We start from the raw sequence: 3,919 nt of genomic DNA, 5'->3' as shown, positions 1-3,919 counted from the left end.
CCTCTACACCGCTACGCTGGCATCCGCCGCGTAATCCACCACCCGTGTCCACAAGCCGGGGGTAAGGCCCCAGGTCGTGAAAGTCCGAACTGGTCAGCAGTTCCACCATGTGGCCTCGGCGGCGTAGATCGGCACCGATGCGCAGCATGGGTAGCACGTGTCCGGGTATGGGACTGGCGCCCAAGAGATAACGAGCCATGGAGTCCTCCGGCAATCAGGCGCTCTTCCGGGTGCGTTGCTGGTAGCGCCGTTCGGCGTAGGCGAGGTCGTCGCGCCACAGTCGGGTGGCGGCGCGGCGCAGCAGAGGAGCGACGGCGCGGGACGCGTGGCGTGCGACGACGAAACCGCGCCGGGGCGAATCGGCGATGACGGCTTCGATGACGGCGGTCCGTGGACGACCGTCGGAACCGGGGCCAAGGGGTGTGGCGTGGGTTTCCACGACACTTCCGGCGCCTTCGCCGTCGATGATCCGCATAACGACCGTGCGGGGGTCGGGACTGGTGAATTCGGCGTGGACCGGGACGCCGAGGCGCCCGCCGAGCCGAAAGGTCACAGCGACCACGAATCGGTCGTTGTCGTGGTCGGTGACGTTTCGGCCGGGTGCGTCGAGTACCTCGAGGTGGGTGAACGAGTAGGGGTGGAACCAGGCACCGTGCCAGGGGTCGAGACGGTTCGCGATGATGTCGGCCGGTTCGCAGATTCCGGTGAGGGTTGCCACCGCCGCCAGGTGTGACCGGGCGGGCGGGCGCGCGGCGACGAGCGGCGCGGTCAGGGGTGGTTCGTTGCCGATGCGGTCGAGGCGAACCCACACCAGCACTCCGTCGTCGTGGCTGGGAAACGGAGTCCAATTTGGCCCGCCGCGGGCATCGATGCGCAGTCCGTGCCAGCGGCAGACCCGGGCACCGCAGTGCACTGCGGCCGAGGCCAGAGGTGCCCCGAGGTGCGGGCAGGCGCCGGGCCCGACATGCAGGACATGGTGGGAGTCGCGCCAGGCGACGAGTTCGACACCGGCGACGGTGGCCGCGAAGGGTCTGTCGGTGCGGACGGCGCTGCTGGCGCCGAAGACGTACCAGTTACCGGAGGGGCGCCGTTGCGTGCGATCGAGGATCGCCGCGATCAAGCGGGGGTCGGCAGCTCGGTAGGTGGGTTGTTGTCCATCCCATCGGGTCGGCGTGACCGGTTGCAGCGGCCACGTGTGTGGCCACCGCGCATACAGCGGATCCAGAATGCTCATGTTGTGCGGCTTTCTCGGGTGGCGAGTCGGCGTAGCAAGGCTGATCGGCCTCGGATGGGCACGGTGTACAGCTCGTGTCCGGTGACGTCCCACTGGGCGAGCAGGTGGTTCGCGGCCGACCAGCCGGTGGTGGCGGCACGTTCCATCAGTGCCACCGGCAGGTCGATACGAATCCCGTCACCGGCCAGAACCAGCCCGCGGTTCGGGGTGGTGACCCCGGGTCGGCGTGCGAAGTCGCCGGGCCCGAACCGGGGGCAGTCACGGCGATACTGCAGCCGTTCGTCGATGATGCGGGCCGCCGCGGTCTCGGGATAGATGGCGTGCAGCCGCGCCAGCATCCGCATCCGCAGGTCGGCGGCTGGTGCCGGGTCGGCGGTCTCGGGCAGGGCGTAGGCGTGCAGTTCGATGACGGAGCCGCTGTGGCGGCGGGCCCAGTCGGCGGCTTGGTGTTCGTAGCGGTTCAGGACGCTGATGTTGTCGAGCGGGCCCAGGTTGCCGGTGCCGAGAAAGGCCGGCCGGTCTTCGGCGACGGGCCGATCGAGCCAGAGCCGGTGTACGAGAAAGGGGGGTGCGCGGCCGATGTCTCGAACTCGGGCTTGCCAGTCCGTGTCCCCGAGGGAGGGAGAGGCAGCCACGATGAGCTGAAGCGCTGTCGTGTCGGTGGCTAACACGACCGCGTCGGCGTCCAGCCAGGCGCCGGTGGTGTCGTAGAGCCGGAACGGTGCCTTCCCGCCGGTGTCGATGGCGGTGATGGCGACGCCGGTGTGAAAGTGCACGGTGCCGGTGCGGTGGCGGACCCCGGGACTCGTCAAGTATTCCCGCAGTGGTGTCCACAGGTCGTCGAAGTTGGAGTCGGCTACGTCGAAGAGGAGACCCTCACGCGAGCCCAGGAAGTAGATGTGGAACATCATGGCCAGTTCTGCCGCGGACATGTGCGACGGTTCTGAGAAGAAGCTGCGTGAGAACACCGCGAACGCGAGATGCCGGGCCGCGTCGGGGAAGTTGATGTTCTGCAGGAAGGTATCGGCGTCGAGGTGATCGAGTCGGTGGTAGTTGTCGGGGACCGACACCGCCGCCAGCGGGGCTGCGGCGCGGGTGTCGATGCTCGCCAGGTCGCGCACCCGGAAGGTGGGGCTGCGCAGTGCGAAAGCGAGCGCGTTCCAGGGTGGGGTGCGGGGCAGGCCACGAAAACTGTCGCGTCGACCGTGTGCGTCGATCAGCGGGTAGTCGTCGAGCGGGGTCAATCGGCGCAGTTCCGGGTCGGGGCGGCGCAACAGTGCCCGCAGGTTGTAGTACTGCCGGAAGAACGCATGGAATCCGCGGTTCATCGCAACAGTGCTGCCGTCGGTGAGGTGGTCGGTCCAGCCGCCGACGCGCCCGCCGAGGTAGTGTTCACGCTCGACGACGTCGACGGTGACGCCGCGTTCGGCGAGCCCGGTCGCGGCGGCGAGCCCGGCTACACCGGCACCGACGACCACCACGTGTGGGCGCGTTGCACGCCGCCCGGCGTCGGGGATTCCCGGTGGCGCGGGATGCCGGGTGCGGCGGGGGTCGATGGTCATCACATCGGTTCCTTCCTTCCGGCACGTCGGCGCCGCCTGGGCTCCCACGCCAGCAACACCGCTGTCACCAACGCGAACCCGAACAGGAAATCCTCGACCGGGATATCGAGGGGGAACCGCACTCCGCTGATGTGGTCGGCGTCGTACACCACGATCGGGGCATCGAGCTTGGTCAGCCAGCCGTCGACCGGAATCTGGAAACCGAGCACGATCACCATGCTCAGCCAGTACCCGGGCCGCCGGAACAAACCGGTATGCAGCACCGTCATCTCGGCAGTACACACGATGATGACCGCGGCCAGGGCGGGCAGCGTGTAGCCGAGCCCGGTCATCGTCCCACCTGCCCGGCCCGCCGCGTCCGCCCGTGCCACGGGATCCGTTGCAGCAGGGACTCGACGGTGCCATAGGTGAGCAGGGCACACAGCGGAACCACAACAAAGAACAACACTTCCTCGACAGGGATCCGCCCCGGTAGTTCGACCCCGGTCACATAGCGAGGATTGAAGCTCCACACTCCGGCAGCGATCGCTAGCACATCCCAGACCAGGAACAGCAGGGCCACCGGCACGATGGCTCGCACGGCACGGGCCGGCCGCCGGTAGACACGGGCGCCGCACCATTCGAGCGGTGCCGTCACGATCAGGCAGGCCACCAAGGCAAACAGGTAATGCCATGAATCCATCTCACACTCCGTCTCGGGTGAAGATGCCGATGCCGCTCGCGTCCAGCAGTGGAATCTGAGCCGCCGCCCACGGGCTGATCGGCCACGACAACGTCGCACCCACGCACAGTTCGGACCATGATGCCCAGCGCCACTCCATCACCTCCGCCGCGGCGGCCTCCACCACACCGTCGGTGCGGGCACAGAACACCGGGCAGATTTCGTTTTCCACGATGCCGTCGGCGGCGACGGCGCGATACCGGAACTCCGGTAGTACACACACCGGCTCGTCGATCGTCAGGCCCAGTTCGTGGGCGGCACGGCGACGCACTGCCGCGCCGACCGGTTCGCCCGGCCCCGGATGCCGGGCCTTGACCCCGGTTCTTGGACACGCTGAATCCAGCACCTGCTGGGGAAGCGAGATGATCTTCAGTCATGTCACGCAAGAACTACTCGGAAGAG

The 3,919-nt window shown here is 68.0% G+C and carries 6 protein-coding genes; all 6 read right to left on the bottom strand.

Translation table 11 applies throughout. From position 1 onward, the window contains the following. A partial coding sequence (locus tag WAW17_RS23170; RefSeq protein ID WP_422335249.1) for a hypothetical protein occupies window positions 1-199 on the bottom strand: 199 nt, incomplete at its 3' end. Window positions 200-214: 15 nt separating this feature from the next. After that, window positions 215-1,234 (bottom strand): DUF5914 domain-containing protein, encoded by a 1,020-nt coding sequence (locus tag WAW17_RS23165; RefSeq protein ID WP_422335248.1) that lies wholly within the window; start codon window positions 1,232-1,234, stop codon window positions 215-217. Beyond that, on the bottom strand, window positions 1,231-2,796 hold the full coding sequence (locus WAW17_RS23160) for an FAD-dependent oxidoreductase (RefSeq protein WP_422335247.1): 1,566 nt from the start codon (window positions 2,794-2,796) through the stop codon (window positions 1,231-1,233). The genes WAW17_RS23165 and WAW17_RS23160 overlap by 4 nt, the downstream gene beginning before the upstream one ends. Then, a complete protein-coding gene (locus WAW17_RS23155) occupies window positions 2,796-3,128 on the bottom strand; it encodes a lycopene cyclase domain-containing protein (protein ID WP_422335246.1) in 333 nt (110 codons plus the stop codon). Before WAW17_RS23155 ends, WAW17_RS23160 begins: the two co-directional genes overlap by 1 nt. After that, the gene (locus WAW17_RS23150; protein WP_422335245.1) at window positions 3,125-3,478 is read right to left on the bottom strand and encodes a lycopene cyclase domain-containing protein; all 354 of its coding nucleotides are present in this window, start codon (window positions 3,476-3,478) and stop codon (window positions 3,125-3,127) included. The genes WAW17_RS23155 and WAW17_RS23150 overlap by 4 nt, the downstream gene beginning before the upstream one ends. Before the next feature lies 1 nt (window position 3,479). Further along, a complete protein-coding gene (locus WAW17_RS23145) occupies window positions 3,480-3,863 on the bottom strand; it encodes an NUDIX domain-containing protein (RefSeq protein ID WP_422335244.1) in 384 nt (127 codons plus the stop codon). Window positions 3,864-3,919 lie beyond the last annotated feature (56 nt).

This window comes from Rhodococcus sp. (in: high G+C Gram-positive bacteria), assembly GCF_049286785.1.
Lineage (GTDB): Bacteria > Actinomycetota > Actinomycetes > Mycobacteriales > Mycobacteriaceae > Rhodococcus_F.
Note: the sequence above shows the minus strand (reverse complement) of the source record. Positions and strands in the feature narration are given on the sequence as shown.

Coding starts and splice junctions, on each gene's coding strand:
- WAW17_RS23165 (WP_422335248.1), bottom strand. CDS start 1,234: ATGAGCATTCTGGATCCGCTGTATGCGCGGTGGCCACACACGTGGCCG.
- WAW17_RS23160 (WP_422335247.1), bottom strand. CDS start 2,796: ATGACCATCGACCCCCGCCGCACCCGGCATCCCGCGCCACCGGGAATC.
- WAW17_RS23155 (WP_422335246.1), bottom strand. CDS start 3,128: ATGACCGGGCTCGGCTACACGCTGCCCGCCCTGGCCGCGGTCATCATC.
- WAW17_RS23150 (WP_422335245.1), bottom strand. CDS start 3,478: ATGGATTCATGGCATTACCTGTTTGCCTTGGTGGCCTGCCTGATCGTG.